This window comes from Inquilinus sp. OTU3971 (genome assembly GCF_038440215.1).
Map to the genome: position 1 here is coordinate 1 of NZ_JASATH010000169.1, position 18,190 is coordinate 18,190.

General features: G+C 70.4%; 22 protein-coding genes. 9 read left to right on the forward strand and 13 right to left on the reverse strand.

Translation table 11 applies throughout. The features are described 5' to 3' along the window. Both AAHM41_RS30940 and AAHM41_RS30945 read left to right on the forward strand, forming a co-directional pair. Window positions 1-739, forward strand: a 739-nt coding sequence (locus AAHM41_RS30940; RefSeq protein ID WP_342240480.1) for an HAD-IA family hydrolase, incomplete at its 5' end; no start/stop codon positions are given. A gap of 2 nt (window positions 740-741) precedes the next feature. Beyond that, window positions 742-1,512: an HAD-IA family hydrolase gene (locus tag AAHM41_RS30945; RefSeq protein ID WP_342240481.1), complete on the forward strand. Its 771-nt coding sequence runs from the start codon at window positions 742-744 to the stop codon at window positions 1,510-1,512. Between the two features lie 31 nt (window positions 1,513-1,543). Here the strand turns inward: AAHM41_RS30945 and AAHM41_RS30950 are convergent, their stop codons facing one another. The 6 genes from AAHM41_RS30950 to AAHM41_RS30975 form a co-directional block, all read right to left on the reverse strand. Next, window positions 1,544-2,179, reverse strand: coding sequence for a hypothetical protein (locus AAHM41_RS30950; protein ID WP_342240482.1), 636 nt, complete (start codon window positions 2,177-2,179; stop codon window positions 1,544-1,546). Window positions 2,180-2,191: 12 nt separating this feature from the next. Next, on the reverse strand, window positions 2,192-3,034 hold the full coding sequence (locus AAHM41_RS30955; protein ID WP_446719499.1) for an ABC transporter permease: 843 nt from the start codon (window positions 3,032-3,034) through the stop codon (window positions 2,192-2,194). A 2-nt stretch (window positions 3,035-3,036) separates the two neighbouring features. Next, the gene (locus tag AAHM41_RS30960) at window positions 3,037-3,771 is read right to left on the reverse strand and encodes an ABC transporter ATP-binding protein (RefSeq protein ID WP_342240483.1); all 735 of its coding nucleotides are present in this window, start codon (window positions 3,769-3,771) and stop codon (window positions 3,037-3,039) included. Window positions 3,772-4,195: 424 nt separating this feature from the next. Further along, on the reverse strand, window positions 4,196-5,164 hold the full coding sequence (locus tag AAHM41_RS30965; protein ID WP_342240484.1) for a YVTN family beta-propeller repeat protein: 969 nt from the start codon (window positions 5,162-5,164) through the stop codon (window positions 4,196-4,198). Window positions 5,165-5,174: 10 nt separating this feature from the next. Continuing rightward, window positions 5,175-6,296 carry an ABC transporter substrate-binding protein gene (locus AAHM41_RS30970; protein ID WP_342240485.1) on the reverse strand — a complete coding sequence of 374 codons (1,122 nt, stop codon included), beginning with the start codon at window positions 6,294-6,296 and terminating at the stop codon, window positions 5,175-5,177. Between the two features lie 284 nt (window positions 6,297-6,580). Next, complete coding sequence (locus AAHM41_RS30975) at window positions 6,581-6,964, reverse strand: c-type cytochrome (RefSeq protein WP_342240486.1); 384 nt, start codon at window positions 6,962-6,964, stop codon at window positions 6,581-6,583. A gap of 263 nt (window positions 6,965-7,227) precedes the next feature. On the opposite strand from AAHM41_RS30975, the gene AAHM41_RS30980 reads away from it, so the two are divergent. Together AAHM41_RS30980 and AAHM41_RS30985 are read left to right on the forward strand one after the other, a co-directional pair. After that, window positions 7,228-8,163, forward strand: a complete 936-nt coding sequence (locus AAHM41_RS30980) for a quinoprotein relay system zinc metallohydrolase 2 (protein ID WP_342240487.1) — start codon at window positions 7,228-7,230, stop codon at window positions 8,161-8,163. Between the two features lie 20 nt (window positions 8,164-8,183). Further along, window positions 8,184-8,978, forward strand: coding sequence for a quinoprotein dehydrogenase-associated SoxYZ-like carrier (locus tag AAHM41_RS30985; RefSeq protein WP_342240488.1), 795 nt, complete (start codon window positions 8,184-8,186; stop codon window positions 8,976-8,978). 203 nt (window positions 8,979-9,181) lie between these two features. Here AAHM41_RS30985 and AAHM41_RS30990 read toward each other — a convergent pair whose 3' ends face one another. After that, the gene (locus AAHM41_RS30990) at window positions 9,182-9,523 is read right to left on the reverse strand and encodes a hypothetical protein (protein WP_342240489.1); all 342 of its coding nucleotides are present in this window, start codon (window positions 9,521-9,523) and stop codon (window positions 9,182-9,184) included. 83 nt (window positions 9,524-9,606) lie between these two features. Here AAHM41_RS30990 and AAHM41_RS30995 point away from each other — a divergent pair, with 83 nt between their 5' ends. The 5 genes from AAHM41_RS30995 (at window position 9,607) to AAHM41_RS31015 (ending at window position 14,377) form a co-directional block, all read left to right on the forward strand. Next, window positions 9,607-10,062, forward strand: coding sequence for a hypothetical protein (locus tag AAHM41_RS30995; protein WP_342240490.1), 456 nt, complete (start codon window positions 9,607-9,609; stop codon window positions 10,060-10,062). Between the two features lie 459 nt (window positions 10,063-10,521). After that, window positions 10,522-12,324: a lanthanide-dependent methanol dehydrogenase XoxF5 gene (gene xoxF5 / locus AAHM41_RS31000; protein WP_342240491.1), complete on the forward strand. Its 1,803-nt coding sequence runs from the start codon at window positions 10,522-10,524 to the stop codon at window positions 12,322-12,324. Window positions 12,325-12,419: 95 nt separating this feature from the next. Beyond that, entirely contained in the window at window positions 12,420-12,974 is a 555-nt protein-coding gene (locus AAHM41_RS31005; protein WP_342240492.1) for a c-type cytochrome, methanol metabolism-related, read from the forward strand. A gap of 10 nt (window positions 12,975-12,984) precedes the next feature. Further along, window positions 12,985-13,821: a substrate-binding domain-containing protein gene (locus tag AAHM41_RS31010; protein ID WP_342240493.1), complete on the forward strand. Its 837-nt coding sequence runs from the start codon at window positions 12,985-12,987 to the stop codon at window positions 13,819-13,821. A gap of 7 nt (window positions 13,822-13,828) precedes the next feature. Then, window positions 13,829-14,377 (forward strand): PQQ-dependent catabolism-associated CXXCW motif protein, encoded by a 549-nt coding sequence (locus tag AAHM41_RS31015; RefSeq protein WP_342240494.1) that lies wholly within the window; start codon window positions 13,829-13,831, stop codon window positions 14,375-14,377. A 2-nt stretch (window positions 14,378-14,379) separates the two neighbouring features. Here the strand turns inward: AAHM41_RS31015 and AAHM41_RS31020 are convergent, their stop codons facing one another. From AAHM41_RS31020 to AAHM41_RS31045, 6 genes are all read right to left on the reverse strand, one after another. Next, entirely contained in the window at window positions 14,380-14,691 is a 312-nt protein-coding gene (locus AAHM41_RS31020; RefSeq protein WP_342240495.1) for a type II toxin-antitoxin system RelE/ParE family toxin, read from the reverse strand. Window positions 14,692-14,695: 4 nt separating this feature from the next. Beyond that, window positions 14,696-14,980: a type II toxin-antitoxin system ParD family antitoxin gene (locus AAHM41_RS31025; RefSeq protein ID WP_342240496.1), complete on the reverse strand. Its 285-nt coding sequence runs from the start codon at window positions 14,978-14,980 to the stop codon at window positions 14,696-14,698. Between the two features lie 54 nt (window positions 14,981-15,034). Then, complete coding sequence (locus AAHM41_RS31030) at window positions 15,035-15,787, reverse strand: ABC transporter ATP-binding protein (RefSeq protein ID WP_342240497.1); 753 nt, start codon at window positions 15,785-15,787, stop codon at window positions 15,035-15,037. Then, the gene (locus AAHM41_RS31035) at window positions 15,784-16,560 is read right to left on the reverse strand and encodes an ABC transporter permease (protein ID WP_342240498.1); all 777 of its coding nucleotides are present in this window, start codon (window positions 16,558-16,560) and stop codon (window positions 15,784-15,786) included. Before AAHM41_RS31035 ends, AAHM41_RS31030 begins: the two co-directional genes overlap by 4 nt. Then, a complete protein-coding gene (locus tag AAHM41_RS31040; protein ID WP_342240499.1) occupies window positions 16,550-17,485 on the reverse strand; it encodes an ABC transporter substrate-binding protein in 936 nt (311 codons plus the stop codon). Before AAHM41_RS31040 ends, AAHM41_RS31035 begins: the two co-directional genes overlap by 11 nt. Window positions 17,486-17,673: 188 nt before the next feature. Next, window positions 17,674-18,190: alpha/beta hydrolase-fold protein (locus tag AAHM41_RS31045; protein WP_342240500.1), on the reverse strand; the 517-nt coding region annotated here is incomplete at its 5' end.

Below are 18,190 nucleotides of genomic sequence, written 5' to 3' on the forward strand. Positions count from 1 at the left end.
GGGGGGGGGGGGGGGGCGGGGGGGGGGGGGGGGCCCCCCCCCCCCCCCCCCCCCCCCCCCCGCCCCCGGCACTCGTGCCCCCCGCACCCGCGCCGTCGTGTTCGACCTGGACGGCACCCTGGTCGACAGCGTCGCCGATGTCGCCGCCGCCCTGGCCGTGGTGCTGCGCGAGGCCGGCATCCACCCGCTGTCGGAGGACGAGGTGCGCGGCCTGATGGGCCATGGCGCGCCCGGGCTGCTGCGCGGGGCGCTGCGGCTGCGGCGCTGCGGCCCCGGCGAGGCCGAATGGATGACCCGGCGCTTCCTCGACCGCTACGCCGCGGCGCCGGCGGTGCGCAGCACGGCCTATCCCGGTGCGGTCGCGGCGGTGGCGGCGCTGGCGGCCGCCGGGATCCCGGTCGGCATCTGCACCAACAAGGCGGCCTGGACCGGGCGGGCGGTGCTGCGGGCGCTGGGCTTCGCGCCGCATGTCGGGGCACTGGTCGGCGGCGACAGCGGCCACGGCATGAAGCCGGACCCGGCGCCGCTGCTGGCCTGCATCGCGGAACTCGGCGCCGCGCCGGAGGACACGGTCTATCTCGGCGACCATCATGTCGACGTCACCACCGCACGGGCGGCCGGGGTGCGGGTGCTGGCGGTGCCGTTCGGCTATGGCGACGTCGCCATGCTGGAGCCGGACGGGATCCTCGCCGACTATGCGGCACTGCCCGACATGCTCGGCCTGGTCGAGGCCGGATAGCGATGCAGCTCCAGGCGATCCTGTTCGATGTCGACGGCACCCTGGCGGAGACCGAGGAGGTGCACCGCCGGTCCTTCAACGCCGCCTTCCGCGCCGCCGGCCTCGACTGGCACTGGAGCCGGGACCTGTATCGCGAACTCTTGGCCGTCACCGGCGGCAAGGAGCGGATCGGGCGCTACCTCGCCGGTCTGGCCGACCCGCCCGGCTGCGACGTGGCGGCGCTGCACCGGGCCAAGACCGAGCGCTACACCGCGCTGGTGGCGGCCGGCGCCGTGGCCCTGCGCCCGGGCGTCGCCCGCCTGCTGGCCGAGGCGCGGGCGCAGGGCGTGCGCCTGGCGATCGCCACCACCACGACCCCGGCCAATGTCGCGGCGCTGCTGGCGGCGGCGCTGGGGCCGGAGGGGCCGGCGCTGTTCGAGGTGATGGTCGCGGGCGACGCGGTGCCGCGCAAGAAGCCGGCGCCGGATGTCTATCAGGCTGTGCTGGAGGCGATGGGGCTGGACCCGGCCGGCTGCATCGCGATCGAGGATTCGCGCAACGGCGTGCTGTCCGCCCGCCGCGCCGGCCTGCCGGTGGTGGCGACGCCGGGCCTCTACACCGGCGACGACGATCTGCGCCATGCTCTGGCGGTGCTGTCCGACCTGGGCGAGCCGGACGCGCCCTACCGCCATCTCGGCGGCGCCGGTTCCGGCGAAGGCTGGGTGACGGTCGAGGCGCTGGGGCGGTGGGTGCGGGAGGGCGGGAAAGCCCCCTCCCCCTGCGGGAGGGGGTAGGGGGAGGGGGTGCCGCGGCCAGGACCGCCCGCTACTTCCCGATCTCCTCCTGGATCGTCCGCGACAGGGCGAACAGGCGGCGTTCCAGGACGAAGGGCTGGTCGCAGATCGCCGGCAGCAGGCGCTCGCGCTCGTCGAAGACGCGCTGGTCCCAGGTCAGCTGCCGCTCCAGCTCCTGCCGCTTCTGCGCCACCGCCATGTCGGTCGAGGTCGCGTCGACCCCGTCCAGCGCCGACGTCGTCTGCTCGATCCGCCGGGCCAGCGCCGCCTGCCGGGTGTTGAAGCGGCGGATGCCGCGGATGATGGTGGCGCGCTCGCCGTTGATGCTCTCGAACAGCCCGGCGAACAGCTCGGACAGCGCGACCTTGCGGTCGCCCTCATAGCCGGCGGCGAAGCGGCGGATCTCGGCCGTCGCCTGGTCGACCGTGACCCGGCGCGGCGCCACCCGCTCGACCAGCGCCGCCACCACCGCGTCGTCGCGCCAGGACGGGCCGTTGGCCGTGGGGTCGTCGCCCGACCACATCGCGCCGACCGACAGCTCCGGCTGCAGCACCTGGACGCAGGGCCAGTCGTCCTTCGGCGGATTGGCGGCGTCCTGCCCCCAGGCCGCGGCGGGCGCCAGGGCGAGGAGCACCCATGTCGCGATAAGAGGGGCGGAGCGGACCATGACGGCCTCCTTTCAGCCGGCGCCGGGGCCGCGGACGCGGGCGACGAGGCCGCGCGCCGGGTCGTAGGCCAGGATCGCCCCGCCGAGGAACACCACGGCGAAGGCAAGGACGAGCAGCAGCGACTGGGTGTCGACCTGGCCGTAGAGGGCGAAGCGCACCAGCTCGACCGCATAGGTGAAGGGGTTCAGGCCGCAGACGTCGCGCAACAGCGGGCTCGCCTCCTCCACCTTCCACAGCGGGTAGAGGGCGGAGGAGGCGAAGAACATCGGGAAGATCACGAAGTTCATCACCCCGGCGAAGTTCTCGAGCTGACGGATCGCCGAGGACAGCAGCAGGCCGAGCGCGCCCAGCATCAGCCCGGACAGCACCAGCGCCGGCAGCACGGTGACATAGCCCATCGGCGGCGGCTCGATGCCCCAGAGCCGGGCGATCAGCAGGAAGACATAAACCTGCGGCAGCGACAGCAGCGTGCCGGCCAAGAGGCGCGCGGTCAGCAGGAACCAGCGCGGCATCGGGCTGGTCAGCAGCACGCGCATGCTGCCCATCTCGCGGTCATAGACCATGGACAGCGAGCTCTGCATGCCGTTGAACAGCTGGATCATCGCGATCAGCCCGGGGACGATGTACTCGTCATAGAGGATGTAGGTCTCATAAGGCGGGATGATCGACACGCCGAGCACCGAACGGAAGCCGGCAGCGAAGATGAACAGCCAGACCAATGGCCGCACCAGGGCGGAGATGAAGCGGGTGCGCTGGTGCACGAAACGCAGCCCCTCGCGCCACAGGATGCCCAGCAGGCAGCGCCAGGCGCCGCCGATGGTGACCATGCCCAGGGGCCGCCCGGCGTCGATCATGCTCATGCCGCCTCCGTCAGCCGGCGGAAGGCGTCCTGCAGCCCGCCGGCGCCGAGATCGGAGATGATCGAAGCGGCCGGGCCCTGCCGCAGGATGCGGCCCCGGTGCAGGATGATGGTCGGGTCGGCGGCCTCGACCTCGTCGATCAGATGGGTGGCCCAGACCACGGTCAGGCCGCGGTCGCGCACCAGGCCGCGGACATCGGCCAGGATCGCGGCCCGGCTGCGGATGTCGAGCCCGACCGTCGCCTCGTCGCACAGCAGCAGGCGCGGCTCGTGCAGCAGCGCGCGGGCGATCTCGATCCGCCGCATCTCGCCGCCGGAGAAGCTGCGGATCTTGCGGTCGGCCTCCTTGGCCAGGCCGACCCGCTCCAACTCCGCCGCGATCCGTTGTCGGGCGACCGATCGCGGCATGCCGTGCAGCGCCGCGTGGTAGCGCAGGTTCTGCCGGGCCGAGAGGTCGGGGTCGAGCGCGCGCTGCTGGAACACCACGCCCATCAGCGCCAGGGCCCGCCCGGGTTCCTGCGCCAGGTCGTGGCCGAACACCCGGATGCCGCCCGACTGGGCGCCGTAGAGCCGGGTGACCAGGGAGAACAGCGTGGTCTTGCCGGCGCCGTTCTGGCCGAGCAACACGGTGAAGGTGCCGGGCCGCACCGCGATCTCGATCTCCACCAGGATCTCGCGCCCGCCGATCCTGTGGGAGAGGCCGGTGACGGCGAGGGCGTCAGCGGGGGACATGGCTGACCGTCCCGCCCCGCAAAATCCACTCTCCCCCTCCCCTTGCGGGACTATCGGATTCACACGTCTCATCCGCACCCTCGCCGGGCCCTGTTCGTTGCCTCTCCCGCTTGCGGGAGAGGCCGGGCTCGCGCAGCGAGACCGGGTGAGGGCAGCTCGGCCGCGACACCAGGATCAGCGTTTCAGGACGGGGTGGATCATGCCTTCGCTCGCGGCAAAGCGGTGCTTTCGGCGAGGCCGCTATCCCCTCACCCGGACATCCTTCGGATGTCCGACCTCTCCCGCAAGCGGGAGAGGCAATCGGTTCGCATGCCCGCCGTCGGCGTCGCCGAAAGCCGGCTCCTGCGGCAACACCCCCTCCCCCTGCCCCCTCCCGCGAGGGGAGGGGGAGGATGATTGGGCGGGCCGGCGAGAGCGTCGCCATCTAGCGGATCGCCACGCCCCAGGGCAGTTCGCCCACGGGGATCGACTTGATCACCTTGCGCGCAGCCACATCGATCACCGAGATGTCGTTCGAGGCGCCGTTGGTCGACACCAGGTACTTGCCGTCCGGGGTGAAGGCGAGCTGCCAGACCCGCTGGCCGACCAGGAGATAGTCTGTCACCTCATAGGTCGCGGTGTCGACCACCGCGACGCGGTTGGCCGGGCCGAGGGCGACGAAGGCGGTCTTGCCGTCGGCGGTGATGCGCACGCCGACCGGCTGGATCGTCTCCTTGCGCACGCCCTGGACCGCGAAGCCGATCTTCTTCAGCACCTGGCGCGACGCCGCGTCGATGACGCTGACCGTGCCGCCGATCTCGGCCGAGACCCAGACCTGCCTGCCGTCCGGCGTGAACTGGGCGAAGCGCGGCCGGGTGTCGACCAGCACGTTGTCGGTCACCTGCAGCGTGTCGGTGTCGATGAAATGCGCCATGTTGGTGGTCTCGGAAGTGTTGACCAGCCATTTGCCGTCCGGGCTGACGCCCATCCCCTCCGGCTCCACCCCCACCGGGATCTCGGTCTCCATCGCCCCCTGCTCGAGGTCGAGGACCGTGACCATGTTGTCGTCCTCATTGGCGACGTAGAGGCGCTTGCCCTCCGGCGCCAGCACGAACAGCTCCGGATCCGGGCCGCTGGGCAGCGTGCCGAGCGGCTTCAGCGTCTCCGTGTCGATCATCTCGATGTGGTCGTCGTCGCTGGTGCAGACGTAGAGCGTCTTGCCGTCATTGCTGAGGGTGATGCCGCGCGGCCGCTGGCCGACCTTGATGGTCTGGGTCACCGCCATGGTGTTGAGGTCGACCACGCTGACGGTGTTGCCCTTCTCGTTCGAGACATAGGCGGTGAAGGCCTGCGCCGGGCCGGCGCCGAAGGCCGCCGCCGCTGCAGCCACAGCCAAGAGCACAAGCCTGTTCATGCGCGGCCTCCTATTGGTCGGGGTTGAGACGGCACGACGATTCCGGCTCATCATAGCCGAGCGTGTCGAGCGGCGTGCGCTGGTGCAGGAAGCCCTCCTGCGGCGAGACCGAGACCAGCATCATCGGCGAGGCCAAGAGAATCGGCTGGCGCAGCTGCTGGTCCCAGCGCCGGAAGGTCAGCGGCACGCCCTTGAAGGCGCCGAGCTGGAAGGCGTCGGACACCAGGTAGTCGCGGATCGCCGCGGGATCGGCCTTGCCGGTGCGGGTCACCGCCTCGCCCAGGGCGCGGATCGCGGCCCAGGCGGCGTAGTCCCGCTCCAGCATCCAGCGGCCGGCGGCCTTCTGGAAGCGGCGCTGGATCTGGGTGCCGCCCCACTGCTCCTGGCTGCGGTGCCAGGCGGTCGGCACCAGCCCCTGGGTGCCGACCACCGGCCGCGCATCCCAGGTGCGGTAGGGCAGGTATTCGCCGAACACCTCGCTCTCATCGGCCACGACCATGACGTCGTAATCCGGCAGGCGCTGGGTCAGCTGGGTCATCTGGCGCTGCACCTGCTGCTCGCCGGTGTCGGAGCGGCGGGAGCCGGCCTGGAACTCGTATGTGCGCTCCTCGACGATCTGGGCGCCGTAGCGCTTGGCGGCGCGGCGGATGGCGTCGGCGAAGGCCTTGTCGTCGTCGAGCGTGCCGGAGACCAGGACCCAGCGGGTCCAGCGCTTGAACGCCAGGTACTGCGCCAGCGCGTCGGCCTTCATCGCCCGGCTGGGGATGGTGTGGAAGACATTGGCGCGGCAGTCGCTGACGCGCAGCCGGTCGTCCTGGGCGCGGGCGTCGAGGATCACCGCATCCTTCATCTCCGGCAGGTCGGCCAGCTGCAGCAGCCGGTCGGCCGGCAGGTCGGCGACGATCAGCTTGGCGCCCTTGCCTGTGAGGGCCGCGGCCGCGCCGGCGAGGTCGCCGCCGGCCGGGACCACGGTCTCGTCCAGCGTGTAGTCCTGGCCGAGGAAGCGGCCGGTGGTCTGGTTGTCGGTGATGGCCAGGCGGGCGCCGGCCAGCCCCTTGTCCTTGGCCACCGGCTCGACCAGCGACAGCGGCTCCGGCTCCGGGATCGCCTCGCTGAGCCAGCCGATGGTCACAGACAGCTTGGGCGCCGCCGGCTGTGCCGCGGCGGGAAGGGCTGGCAGGAATACCGCAAAGCCAAGCGCCACCCAGCCATTTACTCTCCCCCTCCCCTTGCGGGAGGGGGCAGGGGGAGGGGTCTGTCGATCGAAGAGTGCCGGCGCCTGGCCGCCGGGAACCGCGGTCGGCGGCGGTGCCGATCCTCGAATATCCGCTCCCGCGGCAACACCCCCTCCCCCTGCCCCCTCCCGCGGGGGGAGGGGGAGGATGGAAAGGACGGGCCGGAGTGCCTTGAGCATGATCAGCTCGCGCCCGCCTCCTTCAGATAGGCGATGACGGCGAGCCGGTCCTCTTCCTTCGGCAGGCCGGGGAAGACCATCTTGGTGCCGGGCACCAGGGTCTTGGGATTGGCGAGGTACTTGTCGAGCGTCGCGTCGTCCCAGGTCAGGTGGGCGTTCTTCATCGCGTCGGAGTATCTGAAGCCGTCGATCGCGCCGGAAGCCCGGCCGACCACGCCATGCAGCGACGGGCCGAGCTTGTTGGTGCCGGCATCGAGCGAATGGCAGGCCTGGCACTTGGCGAAGACCTGCTTGCCCTTGGCCGCGTCCCCCGCGGCATCCTGGGCCTGGGCCGCCATCGGCAGCGCGAATGCGGCGGCAGCCGCAACCACGAGAAAACCTCGCATCTCGGACGTCCTCCTGCTGGGCCGGACGGGCCGGCGTTCCGCTTCGGTGCAGCCTGGGCCGAGACCCTGCCGCGCCTGCCCGCTCGACGGCGGGGATTGGCCCGACTGTATGAACCGCCCCCGGCCCCGACAAGGCGAGAAGCGGGGTCTGAGACCAAAGTCCAATTCAGCCGCGGGACGAAAACGCGCCCTGTTGTTTCTGCCACTGCGGGAGAATTCGGGTGCCGTCATCCGGCCGCACGCAGAACCAGGATCGGCCAAGGGTGCTGAGCCGCCGGTGCGCGCTCGGCGGCGGCTTGGCGTTGAGCCTCCTGGGCGGCGCGGCCGCTCCGCCGGCCGACCCGCCGCTGCCGGTGACGGAGGTCGCGCCGGGCGTCTTCGTTTTCCATGGCGCGCATGAGGAGGCGACGACAGCCAATCTCGGCGGCATCGCCAATCTCGGCTTCGTCGTCGGCGGCGAGGCGGCGGCGGTGATCGACACCGGCGGCAGCACCGCCGAGGGACGGCGGCTCCGGGCGTCGCTCTTCCATCACACCGCCCTGCCCGTCCGCTGGGTCGTCAACACCCATTTCCACCCCGACCACGCGCTGGGCAACGCCGCCTTCGCCGGGCCGGGCACGACCATCATCGGCCACGCCAATATGCCGCGCGGCCTGGCCGCCCGGGCCGACACCTATCTCGGCGGGCTGCGCCGGGCGCTGGGCGACGCCGCCGCCGGCACCGGGATCGTGCCGCCGACACTGCTGGTGCGCGACCGGCTGTCGCTCGACCTCGGCGGCCGGACGCTGGAGCTGAAGGCCTGGCCGGCGGCGCACACCGACGCCGACCTGACCGTGCTGGACACCGCGACCGGCACGCTCTTCGCCGGCGACCTGGTGTTCCTGGAGCGGGTGCCGGCGATCGACGGGTCGCTGCGCGGCTGGGTCGACGCCATCGCCGGGCTGCGGCGCGAGACCGGGATCGCCCGGGTGGTTCCGGGCCACGGGCCCGTCTCGGCCCGCTGGCCGGATGCGCTCGACGACGAGGAGCGCTATCTTGGCCTGATCCTGGCCGAGACCCGCGCGGCACTGGCCGCCGGGCGCAGCCTCGACCAGGCGGTGGCCACGGTCGGCCGGTCCGAGCGCGGCCGCTGGCTGCTGTTCGACGACTACAACGACCGCAACGTCGCCACGGCCTATACCGAGCTGGAATGGGAGTAGGACGACGAGGGGAGGACACGATGCCGAAGCACGCCGCAGCGTTGGCGCTGATCGCCCTGATCGCCCTGTCGGCCACCGCCCGGGCGGCCGACGAGGCCCCCTGGCCCGACCTGAAGGCCGCGATCTTCGGGGACAAGGCGGTCGCCGACGGCAGCGCCTTCATGCGGGTCGAGGCGCCGCAGCGGGCCTATGACGCGGCGGTGGTGCCGGTGACCATCCGCTTCGACGGCGGGCATATGCCCGGACGGATCCGTGCCGTGACCCTGGTGGTGGACAAGAACCCGGCTCCGGTCGCCGCCGTGTTCCGGCTGGGCGACGGCATCGCCGACCCGACCATCGGCACGCGGGTGCGGGTGAACGAATACACCAACATCCACGCCGTGGCCGAGACCGAGGACGGGTCGCTGTTCATGGCCGCCGCCTTCGTCAAGGCAGCCGGCGGCTGCTCCGCCCCAGCGAGCAAGACGCCGGACGACGCCCTCGCCCATCTCGGCGAGATGCGCACCAAGAACCTGGACGCGGCGCAGATCGGCGCGCCGAGCCGGGTCGAGCTCCTGATCCGGCACCCGAACTATTCCGGCATGCAGATGGACCAGATCAAGCGCACCTACGTCCCGGCGCGCTTCATCGAGACCATCGAGGTCAGCTATGACGGCACGCAGCTGCTGCAGGTCGAGGGCAACATCTCGCTGAGCGAGAACCCGGTGGTGGAGTTCAGCTTCACCCCGAACGAGACCGGCCGGCTGAGCGCCACGGCCAAGGATTCGGACGGCGCCGTGTTCACCGGTGCCTGGCCGGTGCCGGCGACGATGTGAGGCCCCGTGGGTTTTGGATTTGTCCGAGAAGCAGAGAATCGATGAGCGGAACGCTCGTAGATCCCAGATTGTCATGCCCGGGCTTGACCCGGGCATCCAGGGAATGTCGATGCCGCTCTGGGTGGCCCCTGGATTGCCGGGTCAGGCCCGGCAATGACAAGGAGGAGAAGATCTCCTCCTTCGGGGAGCCAACTCCTGGGCCCTTAAAAGCACCGGAAATCAGCTTCGATCTGCGCCAGGCGCAGCGTGTCGACCATGGTCTTCAGCATCGTCATCTCGCGGAAGATGCCGGCCTGGTCGCCGGTGGCGAACTGCATGCGCAGCACCGTCTCGGCCTTCTCATAGGCGTCGTACGGCATGATCGAGGAGACCGCGTCGATGCTGCAGGAGCAGCGCTGCAGCATCTCCTGCGTCTCGCCGTTGCTGGCCATGCAGCCGATCACATAATCGGCCACCACCGGGGTCGGATAGTCGTTCGCGCGCGCCGGGCCGGGCGTGGCGAGCAGCGCCGGGGCAAAGAGGGCGAGAACCGCACAGCCCTTCATGGCGATCGCTCCGCAGTCGCGTCGGGCCGCCAGCAGAGCAAAGGGGCGGCAGCGGGTCAATTCGTTCCAAGGAACGAGGCCCCATGACCGGCGCGGTCCCGGCGGCGCTGGTGGCGAGCCTGCTGACCGCCGTTTCCGGCTACACCGGCTATGCCGTGCCGGGCAACCCGCCGGTGGTGCTGATGCTGCCGCATGCGGCGCTGGAGGAGATGGCCTGTGACCATCCCTGCGCCGTGATGGGCTATGCCGAGCCCGACGGCACCATCGCGCTCGACGACCGGCTGCGAATCGGCGCCGACCCGGCCGACACCAGCATCCTGGTGCACGAGCTGACCCATTTCCTGCAGCGCGCCGCCGCGGGCGGGGCGCCGGCGGCCGACTGCGCCGCCTGGGTCGAGCGCGAGCGCGAGGCCTATGACGTGCAGTATCGCTGGCTGCGCGACACGGCGCCGACGATGCGCGAGTTCTCGATCCGCCTCGTCCGCCTCGGCCCCCACCCGCTGATCCCGCCGTGCCGGCCGGGTCAGCCGATGCCGTGAGCGGCGCCGCGGCATGGTTGGTCGAAATTGCGGAACTATTGGGCCTCACCCTTGAACAAGTGCGGTCGCCAGCTTTCTTTCGCGCCGCAAAAATCCGGTCGAGGTGCCGGCTTCACTGCCGGCCCCACCCGCCATGGCCCGCCTACCCCTCGCACTGTTGACCAGCGCCCGTAATCAATATTTGAAGATTGTACCTTGGTATAATCCAAGTATTTTGTTCGCAGCTGCGGAATTCCAATTTCCTACCAAAGAACAATACGATTTTGTGTGTTTGCAATTGACTGGGATTTGGATGTCTTCGCAAAGTGATGGCGGTCGTCTTCCGAATGAAGCACCAACCGGCCCGGACACGAGGCCATGACGACCGGGCCCGATGGCTGAACGACCGTCGAGGCGGACCTCCGGCATGCCGACGGCATCGCCGCGGGTCCCGCATCGCGATCAATGGGAGGATAGCGAATGCCCAGATTGCTGCGCGTTTCCGGGACCGCCTTGGCGCTCGTGCTTGCGCTGGCGGCCGTGCCGACGATTGCGTCGGCCAATGACGAGCTGCTGAAGCTGCAGAAGGATCCCAACCAGTGGACCCAGCCGGCGGGTGACTACGCCAACACGCGCTACAGCGCGCTGAAGCAGATCACCGCCGAGAACGTCAAGAACCTGCAACCCGCCTGGACCTTCTCCACCGGCGTGCTGCGCGGCCATGAAGGCGGGCCGCTGGTGATCGGCGACATGATGTACATCCATGCGCCGTTCCCGAACACGGTCTACGCCCTGGACCTGGCCAACAACGGCAAGATCGTCTGGAAATACGAGCCGAAGCAGGACCCGAACGTCATCCCGGTGATGTGTTGCGATACCGTCAACCGCGGCGTCGCCTATGGCGACGGGATGATCTTCCTGCACCAGGCCGACACCACGCTGGTGGCGCTGGACGCCAAGACCGGCAAGGTGGCCTGGAGCGCCAAGGACGGCGACGCGACCAAGGGCGAGACCGGCACCTCGGCCCCGCTGGTGGTCAAGAACCTGGTCCTGATCGGCAATTCCGGCGGCGAATTCGGCGTCCGCGGCCATGTCTCGGCCTACGACACCAAGACCGGCAAGCTGGTCTGGCAGGCCCATTCGATGGGGCCGGACGCCGACACGCTGATGGACCCGGAGAAGACCACTGCCCTCGGCAAGCCGGTGGGCAAGGATTCCGGCATCTCCACCTGGCAGGGCGACCAGTGGAAGATCGGCGGCGGCACCACCTGGGGCTGGATCTCCTACGATCCGAAGACCAACCTGATCTATTACGGCACCGGCAATCCCAGCACCTGGAACCCGGTGCAGCGCCCCGGCGACAACAAATGGTCGATGACCATCTTCGCCCGCGACGCCGACACCGGCATGGCGAAATGGGTCTATCAGATGACGCCCCATGACGAATGGGACTATGACGGCGTCAACGAGATGATCCTGACCGACCAGAAGTTCAACGGCCAGGACCGCAAGCTGCTGGTCCATTTCGACCGCAACGGCTTCGGCTATACGATGGACCGCGTCACCGGCGAGTTGCTGGTGGCCGAGAAATACGATCCGGCGGTCAACTGGGCGACGAAGGTCGATCTGAAGACCGGCCTGCCGGAGCGCGACAAGAAGTTCTCGACCGAGGCCAATGGCGAGGACGTCAACTCACAGGGCATCTGCCCGGCGGCGCTGGGGTCGAAGGACCAGCAGCCGGCGGCCTTCTCGCCCGAGACCGGCCTGTTCTACGTGCCGACCAACCATGTCTGCATGGATTACGAGCCGTACAAGGTGGCCTACACCGCCGGCCAGCCCTATGTCGGCGCGACCCTGAGCATGTACCCGGCGCCGGGCGGCGACCATCTCGGCAACTTCATCGCCTGGGATGCGGAGAAGGGCAAGATCGTCTGGTCGATCCCGGAACCGTTCTCGGTGTGGAGCGGCGCGCTGGCCACCGCCGGCGGCGTGGTCTTCTACGGCACGCTGGAAGGCTACCTGAAGGCGGTCGACGCCAAGACCGGCAAGGAACTGTACAAGTTCAAGACCCCCTCCGGCATCATCGGCAACGTCAACACCTTCACCAGCAAGGGCAAGCAATACGTTGCCGTGCTCTCCGGCGTCGGCGGCTGGGCCGGCATCGGCATGGCGGCTGGACTGACCAACCCGCAGGAAGGCCTCGGCGCGGTCGGTGCCTATCAGTCGCTGTCGCAATACACCCAGCTGGGCGGAACGCTGACCGTGTTCGCCCTTCCCGACTGAAGCCTCCCTGTGCCTCGGAGGCGGGCTTCGGCCCGCCTCCTTCTTCTTCCGCCCCTGCCGCGTTCGACATGCCATACCATCCGAGAGGATCGAGGATGCCTTTCCGTGCCTTCCTGTACCGCACCGCCCTCCTGACCGGCGGCCTGATCGCGATCGGCGGCTTCGCCGCCGCGGGCTTCGCCCAGGACAAGAGCAGCGATCCGGCGGCACAGCAGCCCGCGGCGAATGCGCCCGCGGCCCCGGCGGCCGGCGAGGAGGAGAAGCCCTACAAGATCGCCGCGGACGGCACGGTCGAGTGGCCGGTCTATAACGGGTTCCGCCGCTACAACGGCATCTGCTACGTCTGCCACGGGCCGGACGGCGAGGGCAGCAGCTTCGCCCCCAGCCTGGTCGATTCGCTGAAGACCCTGTCCTTCGACCAGTTCATGGACACGGTGGTGAACGGCAAGCAGACCGTGAACACGGCCAGCGAGAAGAAGATGCCGGCGCTGGGCACCGATCCGAACGTGATGTGCTACATCAACGACATCTACGCCTATCTCAAGGCCCGGTCCGACGGCGCCGTGGGGCGCGGCCGGCCGGCCAAGTTCGAGAAGAAGTCCAAGGATTATGCCGACGCGGAGTCCTCCTGCATGGGGACGCCCGGCTAGGGCGCCCGGCATGACACTCCTCTCACGGCGCGCCGCGGCGCTGGCCTTGCTGGCCGGCGCCGTACTGCTGTCCGGCCCCGGCCGGGCCGAGCCGCCGCGGCCGGAGGCGATCGACCGCTCGGCGCTCAGGGTCTGCGCCGACCCGGCCAACCTGCCCTTCTCCGACGACAAGGGCGGCGGCTTCGAGAACAGGATCGCCGAGCTCCTGGCCGAGAAGCTGGGCCTGCCGGTGCGCTACACCTGGTACCCGAACTCGACCGGCTTCCTGCGCATGACGCTGCGCGCCCGGCGCTGCGACCTGGTGATGGGCATCGTCGCCGGGGCCGACCTGGTGCAGAACAGCAACCCCTATTACCGCTCCGGCTACGTGCTGGTGACGCGGCGCGAGGACAAGCTCGCCGACCTGACCGGCCTGGCCGATCCGCGGCTGCAGTCGCTGCGCCTCGGCATCACCGCCGGCACGCCGCCGGCCAACCTGGCGGCGCGCGGCGGGCTGATGGCGCAGGCCCGGCCCTATCCGCTCTATGTCGACAGCCGCTACGACGCGCCGGGCAAGCAGATGATCGACGACCTCGCGGCCAAGCAGATCGACGTCGCCGTGCTGTGGGGACCGATCGGCGGCTATTTCGCCAAGCAGCATGGCGACGCGCTGGCGGTGGCGCCGCTGGTGAGCGAGTCGAAGGACACGCGGCTCGACTTTTACATCACCATGGGCGTGCGGCCGGGCGAGGCCGACTGGAAGAACCGGATCAACGGGCTGATCCGGGAGAACCAGGACGCGATCACCGCGATCCTGAAGGAGTACGGCGTGCCGCTGCTGGATGCGCGTGGCCAGCCGATGCTCTGAGGCCCGCATGATCCGCCCCCTGCTCCGCCTCGCCGTGCTGGCGGTATGCCTGGCCGCCGGCCAGGCTTCGGCACAGGTGGCGGAGCCCGACGGCTACCGGATGGAGAACTTCCGCGCCCCGGTGCCGGCAACGCTGCAGGGCGCCACGGTGGTCGACGCCGCGACGGTGGAGCAGTTGATCCGCGGCGGCCCGGTGGTGGTGATCGACGTGCTGCCGCAGCCGCCGCGCCCGGACAGGCTGCCGCCGGGGACGCTGTGGCGCCCGCCGGAGCGGCAGGACATCCCCGGCAGCGTCTGGCTGGCCAACACCGGCTACGGCGCCCTGTCGGCGGAGATGGAGGCCTGGTTCCGCGACGCGCTGGCGGCGCTGACCCTGGGCGACCATGCCCGGCCGCTGGTGTTCTATTGCGACGCCGAGTGCTGGATGTCCTGGAACGCCGCCCGGCGCGCGGTGGCCGAGGGCTACACCGCCGTGCACTGGTTCCCCGGCGGGATGAAGGACTGGACCGCCGGCGGCCGCCCGACCTTGCCGAACGCGCCGCTGCCGGTGAAGTGACCTCAAGGGTCTTCCGCCTGCAAGGCTGTCTCGACGTCCTGGCCGCCATAGAACACGCCGAGGATGGTCACGACCCGATCGCTGACAGTCAGGACGATCGTCACGCGGCGCCGGAAGCCGAGCAGCCTCAGGCCCGGTCGGATGTCGTCTCGCCGCGTGCCGCGTTGCGGGAATGTCGAGAGCGATCGGCAATATTGGACGATGGCCGTCGTGTAGCGTTCTGCGACCACAGGCGATGCGGCTTCGGAAATGCGGTGATGCAGTGCCAAGAGTTGCGCCTTCGCATGCGGTGCGAAGATCACACGATGCGCCACGTTCCTACCCGGCTTTGGTCCGGCGCCTCGTCTCCGCCTTCAGAGATTGCAGCACCTCCTCCGAGCTAAGCCCCTTCGACGGGTCGGCCTTCATCTCGTCATAGGCGGCTGCCACCTCCGTGCGCAGCCATCTCTCGAGTGCCTGATCACGGGCCTGCAGGGCGCGCAGCCCGTCGCGGATCACCTCGCTCTCGCTGGCATATTCGCCCGACGCGACCTTGCCCCGGACCATGTCGGCCATCTCGTTCGGCAGGGTGACGCTGAACTGCTGGGTGGTGCGCAATTGCATCTCCGATCCTGCTGGATAGGATGGAACACTATCACAGATCCGACGAGGATGCAGTCAGGCGCGATCTGCATCGCCCTCCTCCCCCGCCGTCACCGCCAAGCCGGGGTCGAAACGCAGCAGGGTGTCGACGATGGCGTCGATCCGCGGGTCGGCCGGATCGCGCGGATGCGGCAGCTCGATGCCCCGCTGCAGCGATACCCGCCCGGCGCCCTCGGCCAGCACCACCACCCGGTCGGCCAGGGTCACCGCCTCGCGCAGGTCGTGGGTGACCAGCAGCACGGTCGGCCGGTGCCGGCGCCAGTATTCCGCCAGCAGGGCCCGCATCCGGCCGGCCAAGGCGTGGTCGAGCGAGACAAGCGGCTCGTCCAGCAGCAGCAGGTCGGACTCGACCAAGAGGGCCCGGGCCAGGGCGGCGCGGCGCTGCATGCCGCCGGAGAGCTGGCCGGGCCAGGCATCCTCGCGGCCCGCCAGCTCGACCGCGGCCAGCAGTCCCCGGGCCTCGGGTTCGGCGGCGCGGCCGGCGACCAGCAGCAGGTTGTCGAGCAGGCCGAGCCAGGGCACCAGCCGCGGCTCCTGGAACACCGCGGCGCGGCGGCGCGGCGGACCGTCGGGCCAGTCGATCCGGCCCTGATAGCCGGAATCGAGCCCGCCGACGATGCGCAGCAGCGTGGTCTTGCCGCGGCCGGAGGGGCCGACCAGGGCCACGAACTCGCCGGCCCCGATCGACAGGTCGACGCCGTCCAGCACATCGCGCGGCACCGGGGCGGCGAAGCGCCGGCGGATGCCCTGCAGCGCCAGGCCGATCACGGCGACCGCCAGCGGCCGGCGGCGCGGTCCAGCGGCTGCAGCAGGAAGGCCTCGATCGCCAGGATCACGGCGATGAACACCAGCGTGTAGGCGAGGATCCCGGCAATGTCGAAGAAGTTGAAGAAGCTGCGGATCTGGAAGCCGACGCCGTCCGGCCGGCCCAAGAGCTCGACCACCAGCACGATCTTCCAGGTCAAGGCGAGGCCGGAGCGGGCGGCGGCCATCAGGCTGGGCGCCAGCTGCGGCAGCACGATCCGGCGCAGCACCCGGCCGCGCGGCACCTCGAAGAGCTGCGCCATCTCCATCAGCGGCCGGTCGAGCGCCCGGGCGCCCTCGCGGGTGATCGCCACCACCAGCGGCGCCTTGTTGACCGCGACCGCGATCACCGCCGCCCATTCGTTCAGCCCGAACCAGACGTAGCAGAGCACGATCGTCACCAGCGCCGGCATGTTCAACGCGATCACCAGCCAGCCGTCGAACAGCTCGTCCAGCAGCCGGCTGCGGCCGAGGGCGATGCCGATGGCGGTGCCGAGCAGCATGGCGGCGGCGAAGGCGGCCAGCACCCGCGCCAGGGTGATGGCGACGTTGTACGGGAGATCGCCCGCGACCATGTGCTGCCAGGCGGAGGCCGCGACCTCGGCCGGCGGCGGCAGCACGGCGCTGTCGGCCAGGAGGGCGGCGACCTGCCAGATCGCCGCCAGGATCGCAAGGGAGAGCAGCCAGCGCCAGCGCCGCGTGGACGACGCGGCGGCGAGCGAGGCGTCAACCGCCATAGCCGGGCCAGAAGGTGCCGGGCGGCAGCGCCGTCAGCCCGCCGACCGCGGCCGGGGTGATGCCGGCCATCAGCCGCAGGGCGGCGGCGGCCGCTGTTTCGTCGGCCGGGCTGGGGGGCGCCGGGATGCCGGCGCGGTAGCCGTCGCGCAGGGCGGCGAAGACGGCATCGTCCTCAGCCTGCATCTCGGGCTTGAGCCGCTGCCACAGCGCGTCATCCGACTTCATCGCGGCCTTGGCGGCGAAGGAGGCGTCGAGGAAGCCACGGACGAGATCGGGGTTCTGCGCCGCCCAGCCATCGCGGAACACCCAGCCGAGCAGCGGCGGCGGACGGTCGAGCCCGAGCTCCGGCAGGATCTTTGCGATCTCTACAACCGGCCGGAAGCCCTTGGCCGCCAGCCGGGCGGCGAACTGCCAGAAGGTGAGCACGGCGTCGAGGTCGCGGCGCAGCGCCAGCTGGTTCAAGAGCGGCGGCGCCGCGAAGTTGACGGTCGCGGCGCGCGGCAGGTCGATGCCGGCCTTGCGGGCATAGGCCTGGATCAGCACCCAGCTCTTGTCGTCCTCGCCGCCGGCGACGCCCAGGCGCTTGCCGGGCAGGTGCTGGATGGTGCGGATGCCGGTCTTGGGATCGGCCATCAGCGCGCCGACGGTCAGCGAAAAGGGCACGAAGGTGAAATCGCGCCCGGCCTGGCGCTGCCGCGCCACCCAGATCCAGTCGGTGACGATCAGGTCGACCGCGCCGGACTGGAAGGCGACGGCGGCGGCGTCCTTGTCGGCCAGGACCAGCGGCTCGAGCACGAAGCCGTGGCGGCGGTCGAGCCCGTCGCCGATCACCGCCAGCTCCCAGTTCACCGTGCCGAACTGCAGCGTGCCGACGCGCACCCGCGGCGGCTCCTGGGCACGGAGTACGGCCGGCGCGGCCAGCATCGCGCCCCCGATGAGGAAACCGCGGCGGCCGATCAGGGGTGACAGGGAAGACATTGCGAGGAAGACCCGTTCCCACCGTTGTCATGCCCGGCTTGCCCCGAGCATCCAGAGACTGTCGACACCCTCTGGATGCTCGGGTCAAGCCCGGCCATGACAGGAAAGTTTGTTGGCGCGGCTCTCCTGATCCGTCACCCCTGGTTCAGCACCCCGGCGTGGTGGCGGATGTGGTCGGCGATGAAGGTGGAGATGAAGTAGTAGCCGTGATCGTAGCCGGGGTGGCGGCGCAGGGTCAGGGGCTGCCCGGCCTTGCGGCAGGCCGCCTCCAAGAGATGCGGGTGCAGCTCGCGCTCCAGGAACTGGTCGGCCTCGCCCTGGTCGATCAGGAGATCGGGGCAGCGCGCCCCGCCCTCGACCAGCGCCGTCGCATCCCACTGCGCCCAGCGGGACTGGTCCGGCCCGAGGTAGCGCGAGAACGCCTTCTGCCCCCAGGGACATTGCGACGGGGCCGCGATCGGCGCGAAGGCCGAGACCGACCGGTACAGGCCCGGGTTGCGCAAGGCCGCCACCAGCGCCCCGTGCCCGCCCATCGAATGCCCGAAGATCCCCATCGCCGACCGCCGCGCCGGGAAGTGCCGGCCGATCACCTCCGGCAGCTCCCGCGTCACATAGGCGTGCATCCGGTAGCCGTCGCGCCAGGGCTCTTGC

Bases quoted from the DNA above. Each gene is read 5' to 3' on its own strand.
- AAHM41_RS30950 (WP_342240482.1), bottom strand. From the start codon at position 2,179: ATGGTCCGCTCCGCCCCTCTTATCGCGACATGGGTGCTCCTCGCCCTG.
- AAHM41_RS30945 (WP_342240481.1), top strand. From the start codon at position 742: ATGCAGCTCCAGGCGATCCTGTTCGATGTCGACGGCACCCTGGCGGAG.
- AAHM41_RS31005 (WP_342240492.1), top strand. From the start codon at position 12,420: ATGCCTTTCCGTGCCTTCCTGTACCGCACCGCCCTCCTGACCGGCGGC.
- AAHM41_RS31025 (WP_342240496.1), bottom strand. From the start codon at position 14,980: ATGCAATTGCGCACCACCCAGCAGTTCAGCGTCACCCTGCCGAACGAG.
- xoxF5 (WP_342240491.1), top strand. From the start codon at position 10,522: ATGCCCAGATTGCTGCGCGTTTCCGGGACCGCCTTGGCGCTCGTGCTT.
- AAHM41_RS30965 (WP_342240484.1), bottom strand. From the start codon at position 5,164: ATGAACAGGCTTGTGCTCTTGGCTGTGGCTGCAGCGGCGGCGGCCTTC.
- AAHM41_RS31040 (WP_342240499.1), bottom strand. From the start codon at position 17,485: ATGCTGGCCGCGCCGGCCGTACTCCGTGCCCAGGAGCCGCCGCGGGTG.
- AAHM41_RS31035 (WP_342240498.1), bottom strand. From the start codon at position 16,560: ATGGCGGTTGACGCCTCGCTCGCCGCCGCGTCGTCCACGCGGCGCTGG.
- AAHM41_RS30985 (WP_342240488.1), top strand. From the start codon at position 8,184: ATGCCGAAGCACGCCGCAGCGTTGGCGCTGATCGCCCTGATCGCCCTG.
- AAHM41_RS31010 (WP_342240493.1), top strand. From the start codon at position 12,985: ATGACACTCCTCTCACGGCGCGCCGCGGCGCTGGCCTTGCTGGCCGGC.
- AAHM41_RS30955 (WP_446719499.1), bottom strand. From the start codon at position 3,034: ATGATCGACGCCGGGCGGCCCCTGGGCATGGTCACCATCGGCGGCGCC.
- AAHM41_RS30990 (WP_342240489.1), bottom strand. From the start codon at position 9,523: ATGAAGGGCTGTGCGGTTCTCGCCCTCTTTGCCCCGGCGCTGCTCGCC.
- AAHM41_RS30975 (WP_342240486.1), bottom strand. From the start codon at position 6,964: ATGCGAGGTTTTCTCGTGGTTGCGGCTGCCGCCGCATTCGCGCTGCCG.
- AAHM41_RS30960 (WP_342240483.1), bottom strand. From the start codon at position 3,771: ATGTCCCCCGCTGACGCCCTCGCCGTCACCGGCCTCTCCCACAGGATC.
- AAHM41_RS31015 (WP_342240494.1), top strand. From the start codon at position 13,829: ATGATCCGCCCCCTGCTCCGCCTCGCCGTGCTGGCGGTATGCCTGGCC.
- AAHM41_RS30995 (WP_342240490.1), top strand. From the start codon at position 9,607: ATGACCGGCGCGGTCCCGGCGGCGCTGGTGGCGAGCCTGCTGACCGCC.